This window comes from Pseudomonas sp. R5(2019) (genome assembly GCF_009905435.1).
Classification (GTDB): domain Bacteria; phylum Pseudomonadota; class Gammaproteobacteria; order Pseudomonadales; family Pseudomonadaceae; genus Aquipseudomonas.
This window is the reverse complement of record NZ_JAAAMT010000063.1, coordinates 1-18,455: the sequence shown is the minus strand read 5'-3', so window position 1 is coordinate 18,455 and position 18,455 is coordinate 1. Positions and strand designations below refer to the sequence as shown.

11 protein-coding genes and 3 pseudogenes are annotated in these 18,455 nt (G+C 59.5%); 4 read left to right on the top strand and 10 right to left on the bottom strand.

The annotated features are described in order from the left end of the window. Positions 1-162: 162 nt before the first annotated feature. Positions 163-1,027, bottom strand: a pseudogene (locus tag GUY40_RS25620) (IS5 family transposase). A 556-nt stretch (positions 1,028-1,583) separates the two neighbouring features. Here GUY40_RS25620 and GUY40_RS25615 point away from each other — a divergent pair. Beyond that, positions 1,584-1,787 (top strand): annotated as a pseudogene (locus GUY40_RS25615) (transposase domain-containing protein); the annotation flags it as partial. A 34-nt stretch (positions 1,788-1,821) separates the two neighbouring features. Further along, a pseudogene (locus GUY40_RS28935) lies at positions 1,822-1,923 on the top strand (hypothetical protein); the annotation flags it as partial. 266 nt (positions 1,924-2,189) lie between these two features. Here the strand turns inward: GUY40_RS28935 and GUY40_RS25610 are convergent. Then, positions 2,190-4,991, bottom strand: a complete 2,802-nt coding sequence (locus tag GUY40_RS25610; protein WP_166571702.1) for an ATP-binding protein — start codon at positions 4,989-4,991, stop codon at positions 2,190-2,192. A gap of 484 nt (positions 4,992-5,475) precedes the next feature. Continuing rightward, positions 5,476-6,864 (bottom strand): IS1182 family transposase, encoded by a 1,389-nt coding sequence (locus GUY40_RS25605; protein ID WP_256675869.1) that lies wholly within the window; start codon positions 6,862-6,864, stop codon positions 5,476-5,478. A 224-nt stretch (positions 6,865-7,088) separates the two neighbouring features. On the opposite strand from GUY40_RS25605, the gene GUY40_RS25600 reads away from it, so the two are divergent. Further along, entirely contained in the window at positions 7,089-7,982 is an 894-nt protein-coding gene (locus tag GUY40_RS25600) for a LysR family transcriptional regulator (RefSeq protein WP_166571701.1), read from the top strand. Here the strand turns inward: GUY40_RS25600 and GUY40_RS25595 are convergent. The 3 genes from GUY40_RS25595 to GUY40_RS25585 form a co-directional block, all read right to left on the bottom strand. Further along, positions 7,979-9,145, bottom strand: a complete 1,167-nt coding sequence (locus GUY40_RS25595) for a carboxymuconolactone decarboxylase family protein (RefSeq protein WP_166571700.1) — start codon at positions 9,143-9,145, stop codon at positions 7,979-7,981. The two genes, GUY40_RS25600 and GUY40_RS25595, sit on opposite strands and share 4 nt — an antisense overlap. A gap of 18 nt (positions 9,146-9,163) precedes the next feature. Then, on the bottom strand, positions 9,164-10,216 hold the full coding sequence (locus GUY40_RS25590) for an alpha/beta hydrolase (protein ID WP_166571699.1): 1,053 nt from the start codon (positions 10,214-10,216) through the stop codon (positions 9,164-9,166). 63 nt (positions 10,217-10,279) lie between these two features. Next, positions 10,280-11,374 carry an alpha/beta fold hydrolase gene (locus GUY40_RS25585; RefSeq protein ID WP_166571698.1) on the bottom strand — a complete coding sequence of 365 codons (1,095 nt, stop codon included), beginning with the start codon at positions 11,372-11,374 and terminating at the stop codon, positions 10,280-10,282. 241 nt (positions 11,375-11,615) lie between these two features. On the opposite strand from GUY40_RS25585, the gene GUY40_RS25580 reads away from it, so the two are divergent. After that, positions 11,616-13,097: a PucR family transcriptional regulator gene (locus tag GUY40_RS25580; protein WP_256675868.1), complete on the top strand. Its 1,482-nt coding sequence runs from the start codon at positions 11,616-11,618 to the stop codon at positions 13,095-13,097. A 57-nt stretch (positions 13,098-13,154) separates the two neighbouring features. On the opposite strand, the gene GUY40_RS25575 is transcribed toward GUY40_RS25580, so the two are convergent. The 4 genes from GUY40_RS25575 to GUY40_RS25560 all read right to left on the bottom strand — a co-directional run bounded on the left by GUY40_RS25575 (position 13,155) and on the right by GUY40_RS25560 (position 17,938). After that, on the bottom strand, positions 13,155-14,666 hold the full coding sequence (locus tag GUY40_RS25575; protein WP_166571697.1) for a CoA-acylating methylmalonate-semialdehyde dehydrogenase: 1,512 nt from the start codon (positions 14,664-14,666) through the stop codon (positions 13,155-13,157). A 66-nt stretch (positions 14,667-14,732) separates the two neighbouring features. Continuing rightward, positions 14,733-15,083, bottom strand: coding sequence for a cupin domain-containing protein (locus tag GUY40_RS25570; protein WP_166571696.1), 351 nt, complete (start codon positions 15,081-15,083; stop codon positions 14,733-14,735). A gap of 12 nt (positions 15,084-15,095) precedes the next feature. After that, positions 15,096-16,478 carry an FAD-binding oxidoreductase gene (locus tag GUY40_RS25565; RefSeq protein ID WP_166571695.1) on the bottom strand — a complete coding sequence of 461 codons (1,383 nt, stop codon included), beginning with the start codon at positions 16,476-16,478 and terminating at the stop codon, positions 15,096-15,098. Positions 16,479-16,537: 59 nt separating this feature from the next. After that, positions 16,538-17,938: an amino acid permease gene (locus tag GUY40_RS25560; RefSeq protein WP_166571694.1), complete on the bottom strand. Its 1,401-nt coding sequence runs from the start codon at positions 17,936-17,938 to the stop codon at positions 16,538-16,540. Between the last annotated feature and the right edge of the window lie 517 nt (positions 17,939-18,455).

Here is an 18,455-nt window from a genome sequence, read left to right as displayed (position 1 = left end):
CAATGGGTGTCTTGAACTGGATGAGCTTGACCCTGGCCCTTTCCCGCTGAACGGGAAATATGCTGTAGCCTGGTGTTCTGCACATGCGTCACTGAGTCAGCCGACCGGAGTTACCAGTGTCAAAGCGGGAGCCTATTTGCGATATGGGACTGACGGCGGCACCTAGGCAGTGTACGAAAAGTAATGTCGCAAACACCGCATGGTGCAAGCCAGAGAGACCATTGCCCCAAAACTTTTCGCCAACTTGTCGTACCGGGTACCGATTCGGCGGTTCTCTTTCAGCCACCCGAACATGCGCTCAATGATGTTGCGCTGTCGGTACTTGGGTTTGTCGAACAGCCTGGACAGGCCAGGCTTTGGCTTGCGCTTCATGCTGCGCAAGGGAATCACCGGCTGCATCCGGTAGCGGTCACAATAGCACCGCAGATGTTCGGCATCGTAGCCTTTGTCCGCCAGCAACCAGCGGCAGCGCTTATGAGGTCGCCCTCTCTGACTGCTTGGAATTTGAATCTGGTCCAGCAACGGCTGCGCATGCGCAATGTCGCTGGCCTGTCCCCCCGACAAGTTGAAACACAGGGGGATTCCATTCGAATCGCAGAGCATATGAATTTTGGTCGTGAGGCCGCCGCGACTGCGCCCCAGCGCATGATCTAGCGGTTCTTCAGGCCCCCTTCTTCAGGCCCCCCCCGGCGCCGGAGGAGGCTCGGGTTGCGCGTACCGCCGTGGAGTCGATCATCCAGGTGTCCAGATCGATCAGCCCTTGCTCATTGAGCTTGATGTGCAAGCGCTTGAGCATCTGGTCAAACGTGCCTCGATTTCGCCAGTCGCGAAAGCGATGATAAACCGTCGACCAAGGGCCGAAGCGCTCAGGCATGTCGCGCCAGGCGGCGCCTGAGCAGAGCACCCACAGGATGCCGTTGAGCATCAATCGGTCGTTGTTTCTTGGGCGTCCCGTTTTCTGATCCTGGGTGATCAGATCTTCGATCATTTCCCAGGATGCATCGCTGAGTTCGTATCGCTTGGCCATCAGGGAGCAACCGAAGTCTACAGAAGATGCTACAACTGCAGGAACGTGGATCATTGGGGTGGATGTACTGAGCGTGATGGCTGAGCGGTGGCTAAAAAAATGGAAACACCTCGGCTATGGCTTGGCGGACTAGGGTATCTAGCTCACTTTCGGGGGTTTTATACGTTCACTCTGGTTGGCCCCAGCCCGCTTCCGCAATCCGGATATATGATGGTCCCCATAGTTTGCTGTCATGCAGCGCCGCGCCGCATCAGAGTTGCTAACACTCGAGAACAAACGTCTCCCGCCCTCAGCTCCTGCGTAGAACGTGACTTCGATACCTGATCGAAAGCGCAAGAACTAGCCTTGCTTGCTCATCATTAGGGCCTTCGTCTGGCTGATGGCCACTCAATGAGCACCACTGCGCTCACCGCACAGGCCCAGTTGCCCCTTTTCACCACGAACGTCCGGCACCGTTAGCCGGATCGGGGCACGATTCTGTCGAGCAACGTCGTGCATTCGAATTTAGGCGACCAGGGCCATTGCTCGATCCGTAGCTACCGCTCGCGTATCGGCCCAAAGCGAACCCTGGTCATGGACTGCTTTTGGCCGACCTTTGCGGCCGGATGGCGTGGAATCCGCAATCATGAGCTTGATCCAGTCTGCGCGGCTGAATGGTCATGATCCGTATGCCTATCTGAAGGATGTTCTCACGCGCCTGCCGATGCAGCGGGCGAGTGAAATCGACCAGTTACTGCCGCATAAGTGGCAACCGGTTTAGTTACGCAAGGCGTGATGGCAGGACGCATACGCCGAAGGTGAGCACTGAAATGAGCCTTCATGTGCTTGCCTATAACCTCAAGCGAATGATGAACATCTTTGGCATTTTGGGATTGCTTGAAGCGATCAGGGCGTGATCATGCCGCTGGATCGTCGGTAAGTGGCTGTTGGGGCCGCTGACGCGGCCCCAACAGCCATATGAGCGCCGATGTTGGCCGCATGGACCAACCTGTACTTTCTACTACCGACTTCGCAGGCAATCCAAATAAAAATCTCAGCGTTGAACGTATCAAGTGTGTTTTCACACAGCCTGGGCCCGTAGCCGACTCTGACCAAGGCATGCCACCCACCCTGTGCGAGTCCATCATGCTAAAACTTTGAGAATTGGAACAAGTGACTACCATTATTTGGACGCCGCTGTTTTCATTCTCGCCGCCTCCTGTTTTCCGACGCATCTGTTTCCCACCGTCTCACCGATCTCATCGGGCCGTTTAGCCAGGACGTCCTGCTCGTCGCCATTAGCAGATAATTTACTAACGTGGGTATCCCATTCATGCAACCACCACCATTGCGCTGCTTCCCACTCTGCTGGCTCGCCGGTCCCTCGCAGTTCCGAATCGTAGGGGTCTTCTGCTTCCGCTTGACAAGTAAACACTGCCTCGACTTTTTCCTTGTTAAAAATGTAACCGAGTGGCGTGTCTACACCAAAGTCTCCATCGCTTCGATACCACCCCTTCGAAGTCATCTGTGGCATACCCAGCCCGGCAGTGCGATAAGCCACTTCTCGAAGTCGTATCAGGAAATCGGTTGGATATAACGGCTTAGCTGCGTCCAGTAATTGCGGTGAGCTCGCGTTCGCTTCCCGTGCTGCTTTCAGAGCATTGAGAGTATCGGCTTGTGCACGCTTGTGCGCGACGAACGCCAACCGTCCAAGGCGTGCAAGTGGATCGGGAGAGAACACTGCGAGACGCTCATCGAATCGTCCGCGGCGTACCGCCGCCTGATCCAGCGTGCCAAGCAGGTTAGTAATCAAAACGTAGGCGACTGAGCGCTTATTGGCCTTTTCGCTCAGGTTCTTCAGTTTCGGCAGCATGCCGGGTGTGAGGAACGAAAAGTAATTGAACTCCTTCTGCCCACTGGTATCACGCCGATGCAATATGGGATCGAATTCATCGAACAATATAACGACGTGGGTGAGCAACGATAGGGCTTCAAATACCGCGCGTGCCCTGCGCTCGAGTGCAACCTCCCCGCCCTTTGCCAAGTCGCTGGGCGTCACCTCAATCATCGGTACATCACATGTTTGAGCCAGCGCTTCGACGAGTGTCGTCTTGCCGGTCCCCGCAGGCCCGTAGAGCACCAAAGAATGCAGTGGGCTCAAACGGGTCTGGGTCACATGGGCGCGTAAGCGCTGAAACATCATGGCGCAACTCGGACGAACGACACCCGCTGTCTCCGCATGAGTCACTTCCTGAGCGAAGCCGTAATCGGGATAAAATAGATCGTCCAGACCCAGTCGTTTTTTATCCGGAAGGCGGACAGAAAAGTGGGGGAGGATAATGCTGTTGATGCCATCATCGAGTAGCCTGTTCACCGAAACCAGCGCTTCAACCGCGCACGCCGTCTCCAATACATCTTCATTATCTGTCGGGACGGAATACTCGATTCTCCATCCGTTCAGGTTCAACCCACGGATAACTGACCGTTCTATCAGGCCTGGAAGAAGACGCCGGACGAGCGATTCCGTCAGCGGTATCTTGGTTGCGCGCAGAAGACTCGCCGCGGCGGCCAACGCCGCATTGCTCGGCACGAAAAAGTGCACTTTTTTTTCCTGATGTTCCTGAGTATGGTACGGGCTCCGGATGACCAGCGTTCCATCGGGTGTGAGACTTCTCTGCACGCGAGAGGCTGCGAGTCTGATCCGCTCCTCGTCCCAGGTGGCCTCGTCACGGGTGAGCGCTGTGAACGCATTGGCGGCAAACGCAAGTTCAGCAGGTTCCCATTGCCGACCATCGGCCAAGCCGCTAGCCGTGAGCTGTTCATCAATCGTTCTGGACAGAAACCTGCGGGTTGCTTGCAACCCGTCTCGCGATCTTGTCGACGCCGTCTGAAACACGCTGGCGAGAGCCGCCCAGGGATTATCTTTACGCCTCAGCTTTCTGATGGCAATCCTGACTAGCGTGCGGGCCTTTTTGATCGCGGCATAGGCAATGCCATGACCGGGGGTTGATTCGGCAAAGCGCTTTTCGAGCCTCCTTCGATGCGGGGCGTTGGCCAGGGAGGCGAGTTCGCTCTTTTCCATTTCTCTGAAATCGTTGATTTCTGTACGGAGATTGAGGAGACCTTTAGCCGCTTTTTCCAAAGACACTTTCAACTGACCAGGATACAAATCACTAACGTAGGACTTGACGTTCTCACCTGTGATCAACTTAATGTTTTCAACCTGAAATGGGAGTCTAGGAAGAAGCCTCGTTAGTGTATTTTGGAGCGAGGACGCGATGCGGGCCTTGTCAGTCGCCCGCCACTCCTCCGGAATTCCTGGCTGCTCGATTAAATTCAGCGTGATAGCTGCAGTGTGCAGATGTCTGCAAAAGTCATGCGTTGCAGTCAGAGAGTCGGATAGCTCCAGTACCGCATGCACACACTGAGCCGTCACAAATCCTGACGCCCATCCTCCCACACCGGCTCGGCTGCCTCCGACAGACCAGTCGGGCCCACTAACCGTGAAAAATTCCCTCACGATCCAATACCAGCACCTCATGACTTCGGGGCAAAGCGTGTGCACGTTGGTGGCCACCAGCGCTCGCATTGACTCTGCGGCAATGAGTACCGAGCGAGGCGTTTTGCTCAATGTGTTCAAGTCTGCTACGTACTTGAACGTGCTCTCGAAGCTTTTTTTGTCCAGACTCATTGCATTGGTCTGCAACACGACACGAAGTGCTTTCACCTGCTCGTACTCGGAAGCGTTCCGACCGGACGAACCGTTCATTGTTTTTATTAGACCGGCGAGTGCGTTCTTTCCCTTGATTTGCAGGTCGGCACTCTGCTCTCGTACTTCATCGAAGCGTCTTAGGTCGTTTGAATGTGCCTCAAGATCGTGATCCCGCGGATGGCCATCAGGAAGGGCCGACCCGAGCTCCGTATCCTGCGAACTCGTTAAAGAGAATTCATTTGCGGTGCCACGCTCTCTGTGATCGTCAAACATGGGGGGGCACTCCTTGGAACATCGGAAACTACTAGCAAAGCGAACGAACTCACCTCTGCGGTAACCTCCGACTTCGGTATTACATCTAACCAGTAACCCAGTGGATTTGCACCGGACAAGGTCAAACGTTTACCTGGAGCCGACTTCTTTGATTTGATACAGCGCACGGCGCGCATTGACTAACACGCCCGTTCAGGATTCGGGCGACGCGCAGGTTTCCGATGAGGTGGATGCCTGTCCAGATGGAAGACTTTTTAGCGTAGCTGACGTTTGAATGCCCTTTCGTACGCGCGGACGAGCGGCAGAAGCTGGCCCAGAGTGTGTAAAAACGCTATGGGTGCAGAGAGTTGGGTAATTGGTAGTTTTTCGCCGCGCTGGAGCTTTCTTGGAGCTTCAACCAAGCCAAACCAGTGGTGCTGGTATTGATCGGGTCTTGGGCCAGCGAGGGCCTGCCAGATGCACATATCGCACCGCCAAGAAGGCCTCAGGCCTTCATCGCCGCCATCAAGCCATCGCTGCCCAACAGCCGTAGCACGCGTTTGAGGTTGTAGGCGAGTACATGCAGGCTCATCTCGGTACTCACCCGGTCAAGGGTTCTGGTGAGGAAATGCGTGGCCCCCATCCAGGACTTCAGTGTGCCGAAGGGATGCTCACCCGTTTGGCGGCGGATCCGCATCATTTCTGGTGCTTGATCAAGACGACTTTGCATCGTCTCGAGTACCGACTCATGTTCCCAGCGGCTAACTCGCCGCTCAGCGCTGGGCGTGCAGCGTTCCTTCAGGGCACAACTCTGACAGTGCGAGCTCCAGTAACGATGCAGCTTCAGCCCTTTCTCGACGCTTGAGAAACGCCAGATCAAGCTTTGCCCGGCTGGGCACCGATACTCGTTCGTTGAGGCATCATAGATGAAATCATCTTTGCCGAAGCGGCCAGCCGCTGTCGCTCCCGAGGTCAGCGTCTTGGGCACGAAAACGATAATTCCAGCCTCATGGCACGCCAGGATTTCTTCGCCCTTGAAATAGCCTCTGTCTGCGACTGCCGACAGTTCATCGACACCCATGGCCGCTCGTGCATGCTTGGCCATCGAGCTCAGTTGGTCTCGATCAACGCCATCATTCGTTACCTCGTGCGCCACGATCAGGTGGTGCTTCGCATTGACCGCCGTCTGGACGTTGTAGCCGACCATTCCTGTTCCGCGCGTCTTCATCGAGCGAGCATCAGGATCGGTTAGCGAGATCTGTTTATCCGGTGTTTGGTTTAGCTGCACCTCGACTTCGCTGAGCTCCTGCATCTTGGCTTTCAAGGCCGCGATCTTGGCATGGAGGCGTTCGGCTTTGGCTTGGGCAACGGAAGGCTCCTGACGGTCTGCGGTATCAAGTGTTGTCAGATAGCGATTGATACTGGACTCAATTTCCTCCATTCGCCGTTGAAGCTTGGCGCTGGTAAAGTTCCGATCCCGATTGTTGACCGCCTTGAACTTGCTGCCATCGATGGCAACGAGCGCTTCCGAGAACAATGCCAGTTGCTGGCACAGCACCACAAATTGACGGCAGACTCCGCGGATGGCCTTGCCGTTGTCCTTGCGGAAATTGGCGATGGTTTTAAAGTCCGGCATCAAGCGACCAGTCAGCCACATCAACTCAATGTTGCGCTGGGCTTCTCGCTCCAGGCGCCGGCTTGATTGAATGCGGTTGAGGTAGCTGTAAATGCAGATCTTCAGCAGGACCGCGGGGTGGTAAGCAGGTCGCCCTGTATCTGCGGGAGTGACGCCTGCAAAACCCAGCTTGACCAGGTCAAGTCCGTCGACAAAGACGTCGACCACGCGCACCGGATTGGTATCGCTGACATAGTCGTCGAGGCTTTCGGGAAGCAAGGTGCTTTGACCTCAGTGTTCACCTTGAATAAAGCGCTTCATGGGCGATCCCTGCGATGAAACCCTCAGAAGTCATAGCAAGGGATCACGGAGGCGTTTTTACAAACTCTGGGCCAGAAGCGGACGATTTTGGTCGGACATATTTTATCTTCGCGCCCTAAGGGATCGGACGATTAGTCACACAGATGGCATAATCGCAAACCGTTTATAACAGGGGCGGATCAATGACCACTGAGAGTTATGACCAACTCGCAATCTTCTCGGCCGTGGCACAGGAGCGCAGCTTTACCCGCGCCGCTGCCAAACTCGGCATGTCACAACCCGCCTTGAGCCGGGCAATGCGTCAGTTGGAAGATCGCCTGGGCGTCAGGCTACTTTCTCGCACCACTCGCAGTGTATCTGCGACGCAAGCAGGTGAGCATTTGCTAAGGATTCTTGCCCCGAGATTCGAAGAGATCGATAACGAACTGGCATTGCTCAGCGAATTTCGCGACAAGCCAGCCGGTAAATTGCGCATCACGGCTGGCGAGCACTCCGCAATCACGATCTTGCAACCCGTCCTCTGCAGGCTGCTACCTGACAATCCCGATCTCAATATCGAAATCATCGTCGACTACGGCTTTACCGATATCGTGGCGCAAGGTTTCGACGCTGGTGTACGGCTGGGTGAGCAGGTGGCCAAGGACATGATTGCAATGCGTATCGGCCCTGACATGCGCATGGCAGTTGTTGGATCCCCTGCGTATTTCGCCCGATATCCGAAGCCGGTCATCCCCAGTGATCTCATGATGCACAACTGCATCACCCTACGCATGCCGACTTACGGCGGTCTCTACCTCTGGGAGTTCGAGAAAGACGGGCAAGAACTGAAAGTCCGGGTCGAAGGCCAACTGGTGTTCAACAACATCGCCATGCGCCTTCAGGCCACCCTCCAAGGGTTGGGGTTAGCCTACATGCCGGAGGACCTGGTGCAGGAACATGTGGCGCAAGGTCGGTTGATTCGCGTGCTCGAGGATTGGTGCGAACCGTTCTCTGGCTACCACCTCTACTATCCGAGCCGGCGCCAGAGTTCACCGGCCTTCACGTTGCTGCGCGAAGCCTTGCGCTATTTGGGTTAATTCGCCTGGACGGCGTCCAACGCTTCGCCGGCACGCTTGGCCGCAGCGGCATCGCCTTGGTCGGCCAGCAGCTGAATCAATTGACGCAACTGTGAAGCGGTCAAGCCGACCCGCAGGCTGGCAGCCATGTGCGAGCGCAGTTGTGACTCCACGCCAGGGGTGACAGACAGCGCTGCAACCGTCGCCAGCTCACGACTTTGCCAGTCCAGGTTGTCACGCTCGAAAATGTCGCCGAACAGATGCGTCTGCAAGTACTGATTGATGACAGGGACGAAGTCGAACAACGGACCCTGGACGGGAGTACCGGCAATGCGCGTCTGATTGGCCTTGCCCACCGCCAGCAGTTCGTCGCCGGTGGGAATGACGCGACCGGGCTCGCGCCCCGGATTATCCTGAACGCCGCGTTGCTTGCGTGCCTCCACCAATTTCATCAGCTCGCCGAGCGCGTTGAGACTGCGTGGAAAACCGCTGTAGGCGTAGAGCTGAACCAGAATTTCCTTCGCCTCGCTGACGGTCAGGCCCGCATCCAGTCCCTGATTCAAGGCAGCATTGAGCCCGGACATGTTGCTCGTGGCCATGGCGGCTGCAATCAACGGGATGGCCTGCTGTTTGGCGGACAGCATCTGGGCAGCAGAAGACTCGACGGCCACCGCTGACGGCTGCGCCGTGCTGTGCGCGCTGTATTGAACATCCGTGACTTTTTCCAGCCACTGCACGCTCTTGCCGTCCACTGCGCCGGTTACGGCCAAGTGAGTCATGGTGCTGGCGGGTGCAGCACCGTGCCAGTGCTTGACGCCCGGCGGGCAGATGATGACATCCCCCGGACGGATTTCCTGTACGGGCTTGCCCCACTCCTGGGTCAGTCCGATGCCGGAAACCACCACCAAGCGCTGACCCGCCGGGTGGGTGTGCCAAGCCGAACGCGCGCCCGGCTCGAAGGTAACATAAGCGCCGGAGGCATTGACTTCGCTGGATGCGGGAAATAAAGGATCGACGCGCACCCGTCCCGAGAAATAATCCGCCGGCCCGACTGCTGAAGCCTGGGTGCCTGAACGGCGGATCTGCTGAGTGATCTGGGACTCACTGACATTGTCAGCCTGTCCGGCGCCACTGGCGAAGGGCGTCGCGGCGCACATCGCAATGCCTAAAAGGGTTTTGTTCATGATGACAGTTCCCTCGATTCAGAGCGTTCTGGCGTAAAACGCGGTCAATTGATCCATGGCGATGTCCACATAAGCAGGCACCCAATAGGTGTCGATGTGGGACGCCCCATCAATCTTGAACAACTGCTTGTCATTCGCACCCGTAGCCCTGGCAAAGGCTTGCTCCGACATGTACAGGCTGTCGGCCTTGCTGCCCGCGATCATCAGCAAAGGTTTTTCGATCAGTTCGATGCGGTCCGTGGCGTCGAAGCTCATCAGATCCAACAGGCTGCTCAAGGTGTATCTGAAGGTCGAGTTTGGGTGAGCGTGGGTCTTGCCGTAATACTCAAAACCTTGCCGATACAGCTCAAACGGTAGTTTGGTGATCTGCTCATCGGTCAGTCTGGCATCGCCGGTATAACGTATTTCCCCACCTGCCGCTTCCTGTGCACGGGCGGCCGAGGCCTGCTGCAAGCGGTCCTGGATCGTGGCCACTTGCGAATCCTGATAGCCATTACGGCGAACCAGACCTGAGTTGAACATGCTCAAAGTCGCAATCGACTGGAAGCGCTTATCGGTTTGCGCCGCTGCCAATGAATAGCCGCCACCGCCGCAGATACCGAGCAGGCCCAGACGTGCGCTGTCGACGCCGGGATAACCGGTGATGAAGTCCGCCATGCCATGGATGTCCTCAATGCGATGCGCCGGCTTGTCGACGTTGCGCGGCTCACCGGCACTGGCCCCTTGATACGCCGCATCCGCCGTGATCGTGATGTAGCCCTGATCCGCCAGACGCTGGGCATACAGACCCGCGACCTGTTCCTTCACCCCGCCATTGGGGTGCGCTACGACCACGACCGGGTATTTCTTCGCCGCGTCATAGTTTGCCGGGGTGTAAACGTTGGCGGAAATATCCAGGCCGTTGAGTTTGTACGTCACCGGATGGATGTTGACCTGGCCCGGCTCGTTCTTCGTCAGTGCGCCACCGTAGGTCAATGTGAATGGATTCTGCTTGTAGTCAGCAGCCCCGACTTCGGCGCCCGACATCCCGATCATGACAGCCATGAAAGTGGCCTTCAACGTGGTTCGCATCCTATGAATACTCCTGACAATTCAAGCGTGTGAGAGGTGTGGCCGATATCGCCGCGCACGCGGTCAATCCAGATTTTTTTCAGCGAGAAACTTCGAAACCAGATCCGCGATCTCGATGTTGTTCATGTCCGAAAACGGGAAATGGCTATTGCCCTTGATCCCGATCTGCGGCAAGTGAACGAGCCTGACGTCACCACCATGGCGGTTCACCGTATCCCGCCACAGGCGCGCCATCTCAAGTCGCGCGCGCCAACTGTCCTGAGCAGGTAACCGAACCGGTTGGTCGGGGATGTTGTCGCCATAGAAGATGACGATGGGGATTCGGGTCAGCGCTTTGAACTGTTCCTTCGATACCCCTTGGCCCGAGAGAGTGTCGAATGCACTGGGAATCGGCGCGGGCACCTCCCCCTCTGGAAACACGAAGCTGCTGCCTGGTTCGAACGCTACGATGGCCCGCACGTCAGGGCTTTTGATCGCCGCCATCCAACCGGGGCCGCCGCCCTGGGAATGGGTGAACAAGATGGCCGGCCCCGTCTTTTCCAACAGAGCGCAAACGCCATTGGATACGACGTCAACGTCGTAAGGCCCAGTGTTGGGTGTCATCGAACGGAAGAATTGCTCCTGTGCCGCCTCCCCGCGCGGAAATTGGCTGCCCTCAAAGGTCTCGGGCCACAGACCAATGCGGAACTGGTTGAACCATAGCTGCTCGTCCGCCACCGGTTTGATCGTCGTTTCAACGAGGCTGCGTCCCGCGTCGCCACGGCGCGGCTGATCAACCAAGTACGTGGAGAATCCGCGACGCAGGAAAATGTTTTGGAACCCTTCACGGCCGTCGACTGTTGTCTCCCAGGACTTCGCCGATTGCCCCGCGCCGTGCAGCATTAGAATCGGGAGCGGACGAGCATCGATGGGAACCTGATAGAACGCATACAAATGATCGCCGTGAATGGATTGGCCATCGGGCCTGGTCGGATTGTAGGGATCAAAAGTACCGGGCTGGGTGATCTGTCTGCCGCCGGCAATCACGCTTCCCTGATCCTTGATGACCAGAGATGGGCGTTCAGAGCCATCGACGACCGCAGCGGCGCACAAAGCGAAAACAAGAGTGCCCGCCTTTGCAACGGCGGACACGCATTGGTGGATGAAGCACTGAGTCATGGTTGCTCTCGATTTGATATCGCAGAGAAGCAAATTACCTTTCAACCATTAATCGATAAACCATGCCAATCACATAGCACTGATACCAAAATCACATAAATTCGATTATTGAAACGAACGCCCCAGGCACAGAGGAACGACTCGAGGGTAAGTGACTCGACTACTGATTTCATCAGCAACGTTGGGCTCCTGCGCAATCGCTCCACCCTAAACATGGCCCCCTCCGCCCCCACCCGGTAACATGCCCCCTCCGAACCCGCAGACCGGTACCCCTATGCTCACGGTGCAGGACCTGATCAACATCGAACTGCTGAAACTGGAGGCAGTCGCCGGCCTGGCCGGCACCGGCAGGCAGATCACCTGGGCCCACGCCGTCGACCTGCCGGACCCATGGCGCTGGATCTCCCCCGGCGATCTGGTGATGACCACCGGGCTGGGCATGCCAAGCGACGCACAGGACCAGGTCACCTGGCTGGAACAACTGGTGCAGAGCAATGCCAGCGCGCTGGTAGTCGCTCCCCGCCCGGATGCGCCGAAGCTCTCGCGCAAACTGCTGGAGGCCGCTGACCGTCTTCTGTTCCCCGTGCTGCAAGCCAGTTTCGAACTCGAGTTCGTAAAGCTCTCCCACTACGTGATCGAGAGCGTCCTCCAGGCCCAGCGCGAACGCTTCAATGCCAGCGAGCGCCTGTTCCAGACCTACGCCGAAGCGCTGCGCAAGGCACCCGACATGGCCGGCCGCCTGTCCATCCTGGCCAACTCACTGAACCTGAACCTGGCCATCGAGGATACGCAAAGCGGCGCCACCATCCTCGACACCGGATCGACCACGAAGCAGGCTACGGAACAGGTCGAGCGCATCCCGATCGGTGGCCGTACCCGAGCCAATCTGACGATGGCCCGCACCGGCAAGCGGACGCAGGATGACGCCATCCTCATGCGCTCGCTGGTCGGCCTGCTCGGCGTCGAGCTTGAACGGCTGATGATCCACCGCGACCAGCAACGCGAAGAAGGCTCGGCCTTGCTGCGCAGCCTGCTGGAGAGCGAGACGGAGCTCACCCTCGCCCGCCCGCTGCTGGAACGCCGGGGCCTCACCGGCACACTGGTGAGCCTCGCGATCCTGCCTGGCGCCAACGGCCCCTGGTCTGCGGACGAGATACACCAGGCCCCTGCCCTGCACAGTTCCACCCCACTGCTGCTGACGGACAAAGGCCTGCTGCTGGCGCTCTGCCGGGACGACATCGACGCGATAAATGCCCTGCGTGCAAATATCGGCGAAGGCACCGTGATCGGCATTAGCGGGGCAATCGCCACGGCAACCGGCTTTCGTGAAAGCGTCCGGCAAGCGCGCCTGGCACTGACCCAGGCCGAAGAACTCGGCACATCGGCACTGCGTTATGGGGAAGCCGAAACCGGGCTGATCATGGCGCCCAAATCCCTGGCGGAAGCCCGGGCACTGGTCGGTCGCTACCTGGGCCCGCTCATCGAGCACGATCGCACCCAGGGCGCTGCGCTGTTGCAGACGCTCATGACCTTCCTTGAAAACGACGGCAACTGGAAAGCCACCGCCATCGACCTCGACGTGCACCGCCAGACCCTCGTCTACCGGCTCAAGCTGGTGGAGCAGCTGACCGGCATCAAGCCCACCACCACCCAAGGCATCGCGCGTTTCTGGATTGCGATCCAGGCCGGCAAGAACACCGAACTGTTCGAGGGCAACCGCTGAAATGCAAACGGCCCCGCTGCGTGGGCGGGGCCGTTTGCGTTCAGCTAGCCGATAGCGTCAGTTGCTGGTCGGCATCGCGAACTCCGCGCCTTTGGCAATCGACTGCGGCCAGCGTTGCATGATGCTCTTCTGCTTGGTGTAGAAGCGCACACCCTCCTCGCCGTAGGCATGCATGTCGCCGAACAGGCTCTTCTTCCAGCCGCCGAAGCCGTGCCAGGCCATGGGCACCGGGATCGGTACGTTGATGCCGACCATGCCGACCTGGATCCGGCGGCCGAACTCGCGAGCGATGTGGCCGTCGCGGGTGTAGCAGCTCACGCCATTGCCGAACTCGTGGTCATTGATCAGCTGCACGGCCTCGGCGAAATCCTTGACCCGGATGCACGCGAGCACCGGGCCGAAGATCTCCTCCTTGTAGATACGCATGTCGGGGGTGACATCATCGAACAGCGTACCGCCCATCCAGAAGCCGTCACCGCAGCCCTCGCCGGCAACCTCACCGTTGAAGCCGCGACCATCGACCAGCAGCGTCGCGCCTTCCTTGATGCCCTGCTCGATATAGCCGGTGATGCGTTCGTGCGCGGCACGGGTGACGATCGGCCCCATCTCGGCTTCGAGGTTGGTGCCGTTGAGCACCTTCAGCGTCCGGGTGCGCTCGATCAGCTTGGGCATGACCTTGTCGGCCGTCTCGTCACCCACGAACACCGCCACGCTGATCGCCATGCAACGCTCGCCCGCCGAGCCGTAGGCCGCGCCGATCAGGGCGTCGACGACCTGTTCGATATCGGCGTCGGGCATCACCACCAGGTGGTTCTTGGCACCGCCCAGGGCCTGGACGCGCTTGCCGTGGCGGGCGCCGACCTCATAGATGTGGTTGGCGATGGGCGTGGAACCGACGAAGGAAATCGCCTGCACGTCGGGGTGTTCGAGCAGCGCGTTGACCGCCTCCTTGTCACCTTGCACCACGTTGAACACGCCGTCCGGCAGGCCGGCCTGCTTGAGCAGCTCGGCGATGAACAGGCTCGGGCTCGGGTCGATTGGGCTGGGCTTGAGCACGAAGGTATTGCCGGTGGCCAGGGCCACCGGGAACATCCACATCGGCACCATCACCGGGAAGTTGAACGGCGTCACGCCCGCCACCACGCCCAGTGGCTGACGCAGGGTCCAGTTGTCGATGTTGGTGCTGACCTGGTCGGTGAAATCGGTCTTGAGCAATTGCGGCGCGCCGCAGGCGAACTCGACGATCTCGATGCCGCGCATGACCTCGCCCTGGGCATCGGTGAAGACCTTGCCATGTTCGGCGGTGATCATCCGGGCCAGCTCGTCCCGGTGTTCGTTGAGCAGCGCAAGGAAGCGGTTGAGCACCCGGGAGCGGCGCAGCGGCGACAGGTTGCTCCAGGCCGGGAACGCGGCCTTGGCCGAGGCCACCGCAGCGTCCACATCGGCATGGCTGGCCAGTTGCACCTGGCCGGTGACGACACCGGTGGCCGGGTTGTAGACCGGCTGTTGCTGGCCGCTGGTTGCGTGTACAGGGGCGCCGGAGATCCAGTTCGTGATCGTGTTGGTCATGGATATTTTCTCAATCTTGGGTAGTACGGTGGCTTGCTAAAGCCACCGCAGGGGAAACGGCGCAGGTCAATAGATCGCGTAGACCTTCCTGACCTTCTCCAGCACATCCCAGCGCCCCGTCCAGCCGGGCGGGAGAATGATCAGGTCGCCTCCTGTGACCTCAACCGCTTCACCGCTGGCGTCATCGGTCAGCACGGCGCGGCCGGAGATGATGTAGGTGAACTCGGTATCGGGCCGGTCGACCACCGGCCAGCCACCCGGCTGGCATTCCCAGACCCCCAGGTTGCCGGTCGCCCCGGGCGCCAGTTTGCGGATCGCGATCTGCGGATCGCCCTTGTCCGCGCCAGCACGCTGGCCGGCGGGGTCCAGTGGCAGCGACGCGATGGCGGCGGCCTTGATGATGGTGAACGTTGTCACGGCGTACTCCTGTTAATGCGCACCGGTCAGCTTCTCGAGCAACTTCGCAGTGCAGGATGGTCGTTTGGTGAAGCGCTCTTCGATATCACTCAACGAGGCTGCGGCCAGCCCGCTGTTGATACCCAGCCAGCGCAGTGGCTCGGGCTCCCACGATGGGGAGCGGTGATTGACGAAGGGCAGCGTGTTGATGTCCTCGTCTTGTTCCAGGATCAGGTTGCGCAGGATGCGCCCCGCCAGGTTGCTGGTGGCGACGCCGTCGCCGACATAGTTGCCGGCCCAGGCGATGCGGTTCTTGCGGTCCATGCTCACCGTCGGGCACCAGTCGCGGGAAACGCCCAGTGCGCCGCCCCAGCGGTGGGTGATGCGCGCGTCGGCCAGGGCCGGGAAGAACTCGACCAGCGTCTCGTGGATCTTGTGATGGACGTTGTCCACCAGATCGGCCTGTTCGGTTATCCGCGAGCCCCACTGGTAGGGCGCGCCGCGACCGCCGAACACCAATCGCCCTTCGGCGGTGACCTGCCCGTAGACGCGCAGGTGACGCATGTCATTGAAGGCCAGGCGATGGTCGAGCTTCAGCCTGGCGAGCAGGTCACGGGGCAACGGCTCCGTGGCCAGCACCAGCGAATACAGCGGGATGACGAAGCGCGAGTAACCCGGTTGCTGCGAGGTGAACGCCTCGGTGGCCCGTACCGTGACCTCCGCCCTGACCGAGCCGTGCGCGGTGTGAGCGACCCCTGGCGCATGCTCCGTGACGGCGGAGCGCTCATAGATCTTCGCCCCCATCTGCTCGACCCGTTGCGCCAGGCCACGCACCAGCTTCCCGGGGTGAATGAGCGCGCAATGTTCGGTATACAACCCGCCCAATGCACCCTGGGCACCAAGCCTGGCGCTGGCTTGCGCATCATCCAGGGCCTGCCACTGGTCCGGCAGCCCGAAGCGTGCCGATGCCTCGACCGTCGCCCGCACCCGGGCAAGCTGCGGTGCGCTGCGGGCCAGGGAAAGGAACCCCTGCTTGGCGTAGTCCGCCTCGACGCCTTCCAGAGCGAGCACCCGACCGATTTCATCGACCGTGTCGTTCATGGCGGCCTGCAGGTTCAGGGCTGCTTCGTGCGAGTACATCTGCGCCACCCTGGTCAGGGAAATCGGGAAGATCGCCGAGGCCCACCCGCCGTTGCGCCCGGAGGCCCCGAAGCCGACCTGGTGCTTTTCCAGCAGCACCACGCGCAGTGACGGGTCACTCTTGAGCAGGTAATACGCCGTCCAAAGGCCGGTGTACCCCGCGCCGATGATGACCACATCGGCCTGCTCCGTTGCTTCCAGGCGCTCCCGAGGCAGGCCTGGCTCGAACCAGAGTGGCCGGTTGGGTAACTGGGTCAAATCAAATTTCGCTGACATGCTGTTGGCTTCCCATTACTACCCTGAACAGGGGGTCGTGTCTGATACGGCTTTTTTCGCTAGAGGCTGCTGGCCGGCCCGGCCTTCGCCGTGGTGCCCTGCTGACGGGCGCGGGACAGGCGCAGCAGTACGTACGAGGCGGCTATCGCGGCAATCGCCAGCAGGCATTGCACAAGGCTGATCTGCATCGTCGGGTCGAAGGCCATGCTGACCAGCACGGCGAGGATCGCGGCGGTCACCAGCAGCGGCAGCCACGGGTGGCCCCACATGGCGAACTTCAGCGTCCCCTCTTTCACCCATTTGCGGCGCAGCTTGATCTGCGACAGGCAGATCACCAGGTAGACGAACAGGAACACCGTGCCGGAGGAGTTGATGAGGAACTGGAACACGGTGTCGGGCCAGAGTGCCGCGATGACCACGCAGCCATAGCCCACCAGGGTCGAGGCAAGCACGCCCCGCACCGGCACGCCCCTTTCGCTGACTGCGGCGATCCAGCGTGGCGCCTCGTCATGGGAGGCCAGCACGAACAGCAGGCGCGACGAGGTGTACAGCCCGGCGTTCAACACCGACAGCACCGCCACCAGGATCACTACGGTGAGCATGTCGCCGGCACCGGGGATGCCGATGTGTTCCAGGGTGGTGACGAAGGGCGACTTGCCTGGGGTGATGTCGGTCCAGGGCTGCGCAACCACGATGAAGAAGGTCGCCAGCACGAAGAACACCAGGATGCGGACCATCACGGTATTGACGGCCTTGCGGATGTTGCGCGAAGGGTCTTCGGACTCGGCCGCGGCGAGGGTCGCGACTTCCACGCCGGTCATTGAAAAGATGACCACCACCACCCCGGTGAACAGGGACTTCACGCCATGGGGCAGGAAGCCGCCATGCTGGGTAAGGTTGCCGAAGCTTGCGGTGGAACCTGGCCACAGGTTGAAGACATAGGCGCCGGCCACCGCCAGAAACACCACGATGGCCACGACCTTGATGCCGGCGAACCAGTATTCGGCCTCCCCGAAGGAGTGCACCGACATCAGGTTCAGCAGGGTCATGCCCACCATCAGCCCGAGGGCTATGACCCAGACCGGCAGGTCGGGGAACCAGCCATTGATGATCTGCCCGCCGACAACCGCCTCGAAGCCGACCACGATGACCCAGAAGTACCAGTAGAGCCACCCCGTCATGTAGCCAGCCGGCCGGCCGAAGGCCATGCGGGCGTAGTCCACGAACGAGCCTTTTGCGGGATGCGCGGCGGCCATTTCACCGAGCATGCGCATCACCAGGGCGACGATGAGGCCGGTGATGGCGTAGGTGATGAAGGCGCCCGGGCCGGTTGAAGCGATGACGGCGCTGGAGCCTACGAAAAGCCCTGCGCCAATGACCCCGCCAAGGGCCAGCATGCTGATGTGTCGCGTCTTGAGTGCACGCTTCAAGCGCGGATCATGCTCCGACTGAATAGGCATTGCTCGTCTCCTTTTGTTTTAGTAATCGACACTGCCTGTTCTGAAGGGTATGGAGCTCAGCCGGGGCTGAACATCGTCAAGATTCGCAGGCCGAGGACATGGCTTGTACAAATGTATGAACGGGGACGGGAATCACGGAAGGGAGGCTGGGAGGGGTTACGCGCTTCGTGCAGGCAGGCAGAGGACCGGCAATGACCGGCGAGAGCACGCGGGCAGCAACGGCGTATGCGCTGGATGCAGCGAAATCGGGCTTCAGTCATCCGCGTTGACTGTCCTGCCAGACAACTGACCGATTGAAGCTGGCTGCTGAATCCAGTTCGGACTCAATTACCTCCACTGAGAGCTCATCTATATAACTTTGAGCACCACCGGACCTGGCCGCTCATGACCCAGAGTGTGTAAAAACGCTATGGCTGCAGAGAGTTGAGTAATTGGCAGTTTTTCGCTGCGCTGGAGGTCTCTAGGGACCTCGACCAAGCCAAATCAGTATTGCTGGTATTGATCGGGACTTGCCCAG